At 46.3% G+C, this 2,409-nt stretch carries 3 protein-coding genes; all 3 read left to right on the plus strand.

Annotated features, from left to right (window positions below):
* Nucleotides 1-801 (plus strand): recombination directionality factor (locus MM817_RS16210; protein WP_241717064.1); only part of this gene is annotated, 801 nt, incomplete at its 5' end.
* A 27-nt stretch (nucleotides 802-828) separates the two neighbouring features.
* Nucleotides 829-1,281 (plus strand): single-stranded DNA-binding protein, encoded by a 453-nt coding sequence (locus MM817_RS16215; RefSeq protein ID WP_241717066.1) that lies wholly within the window; start codon nucleotides 829-831, stop codon nucleotides 1,279-1,281.
* Nucleotides 1,282-1,414: 133 nt separating this feature from the next.
* Nucleotides 1,415-2,409: AAA family ATPase (locus MM817_RS16220; protein WP_241717068.1), on the plus strand; the 995-nt coding region annotated here is incomplete at its 3' end.

Consider the following 2,409-nt stretch of genomic DNA (forward strand, 5'->3'; position numbering starts at 1 on the left):
CCACAATATCTAAGCTCGTACAAAGGGAAACCGCCTCTTTCGAAGTTGTTTTGCAAAGGCGACGGATACACCGCTGACCGTTTGCAAGAAAGTGGAGGATACGAGAAAATCACCTGCGCCTATAAAGATTGTCCCGTGTATCAAGCAGGACAATGCAAGGAGCTAGGTAGACTCCAATTCTTCCTTCCAGAAGTGGAGGGAATAGGAGTTTGGCAGATTGACAGCACGTCGTTTCATACGACCGTCAACCTCAACTCATCCATTGCGATGATCCGAGCCTTAACGGGTGGACGGATTAAAATGATTCCCTTGACACTGCGACTTGTACCCAAGGTGGTAGCGCCTGGAGGAAAAACAAAAACGGTCTATATTCTTGACCTCAAAATCGAGAATATGAAACTCATGGATTTCATCCAGCAAGCGCCGATGATTTCAGCGGCCTTTGCACCGGCTGTTGAACCTGTACAGCTCGATGAGCTTCCGGAAGATTTGTACGTGGAGAACAATATGGTAGACGCAGTACCATCAGAAGAACCAGAGTCTTTCATCAGCGATACGGAAGAATATTCGCGTGCAGCTTATGCAGGACGAGAAGTGAAAAGCAAAAAAGGATCGCATGATTTGGTTGCCAAGATACGCTTACTGCAACCAAGTGGCGAAGTGATAGAGGCGATAACGGATAATCTAACCGTTATCGAAGACACGAAAATTTTCCAAGAGGGCATTGCTGTATGGTTTAAGACGATGCCTTCCATTCGCTGGCCGGGACGTGTCGAACTTGAAATGATCGTGCCTGCCTAAAAAAACAAAACAAAGGTGGAGTTACTCATGCTAAACAAAGTCATTTTAATTGGTCGTCTGACAAAAGATCCCGAACTGCGCTACACCAATTCTGGTACTGCGGTTGCTTCGTTCACCTTAGCGGTCGAACGCCAACGTGCGAATCAGGCTGGAGAACGCGAAACGGACTTTATCAATATTGTCGTATGGCAAAAACTCGGCGAATTGTGCGCTCAATACCTTGGAAAAGGACGTTTAGCCGCAGTCGATGGTACGCTACAGATTCGACAATATGAAAAAGATGGACAAAAACATCGAGTTCCCGAAGTGATCGCGCAAAACGTTCGCTTTCTGGACAAGCCGCATGAGGATGGGGCGACGAGTCATTCAAAACCCGTACCCATCACTCAGGCACAAGCATCACAACCCACAAACAAGTGGGATGAGGATCCGTTTGAGGATGTGAATACTTCTATCAATGTTGACGATCTGCCTTTTTGATTCGATCTTTAATCAGAGGTAGTCAAAGAAAATAGCTACACCATATCATTCATTCCCACCGTGCGGGATTCACACAAGCCTGCACGGGACTCCGTGGCTTGTGATTCAAACCAACCATTGGAGGGGTTCCGATATGAACATTAAACAAATAACAATGGCTAACTTTAAAAATTATGAGCAACAAACCTATACCTTTCACAACCAAACGGTTGTGATGGGCAAAAACGGAACAGGGAAAACAACGATTGCAGAAGCGATGGTATGGTGTTTATTTGGCACAGATATCACAGGTGTCAGTAAGCAAGATCAAAAGCTTTTGCGCTTGGGAAAAAAGGACATGTCCGTGACGATCGACTGCGTGACAGATGCAGGTGAGGTCATGAGTATTTCTCGTATCAAAGGGAAGCTCAACGCTTTGCTTGTTAACGGCCACAAAGATGATCGTGGAATCGTGCCTACCCTGTTTGGTGAAGTGCGTGACTTCCTTTCGATGTTCTATCCTGGCTACTTTAGCCAGCTCGAACCCAAGGATGCGCGTACCGTCATTGGAAAGTGTATTCACGATGTGGATCGATCCGCTGTGCTTGTGTCTCTAACAGCCAAAGAGCGAGAAGCTATTTCATCGTTTCCGATGCTTGGAGGACTAGATTCAGTAGCTTTACTGCTGGATAAATACCGGAAAGAGCTTCGGACCCAACAAGATGAAATAAAAAATTTAGAAGGCCAAAGGAGCATGGCAGCGAGTTTACTTGCAAGTGTGCCTCCTCAAAAGCCGAACAAACGCATCAATGATGTTCGACGTCAACAATACGTACAGGACAAAGAGGCTTTGGCTAGTACAACTGGTGAGTCCAAACAACGGCCTACCATGATTGCACAGCTTGAAGCACGAAAAAAATCGTTGAGGGCATCATACGAAGCACTCAAAAGTAGTTTGCAAACGCTGGAGGACACATGTCCAACTTGTGGGCAACCCTTACAGCCAGCGAAGGTGCAGGAGATTCGCATCAAAGTAGAGTCTCACAATGCCGCTATTACTAAGCACATGAAGTCACTCATCGAAGAGGGAAATCAAGTCAAAGCGGAAGTAGACCGCTGGCTTGCAGTTCCTGAAGCACAAGATGTGGA

The organism is Sulfoacidibacillus ferrooxidans, from assembly GCF_022606465.1.
GTDB lineage: Bacteria > Bacillota > Bacilli > Alicyclobacillales > SLC66 > Sulfoacidibacillus > Sulfoacidibacillus ferrooxidans.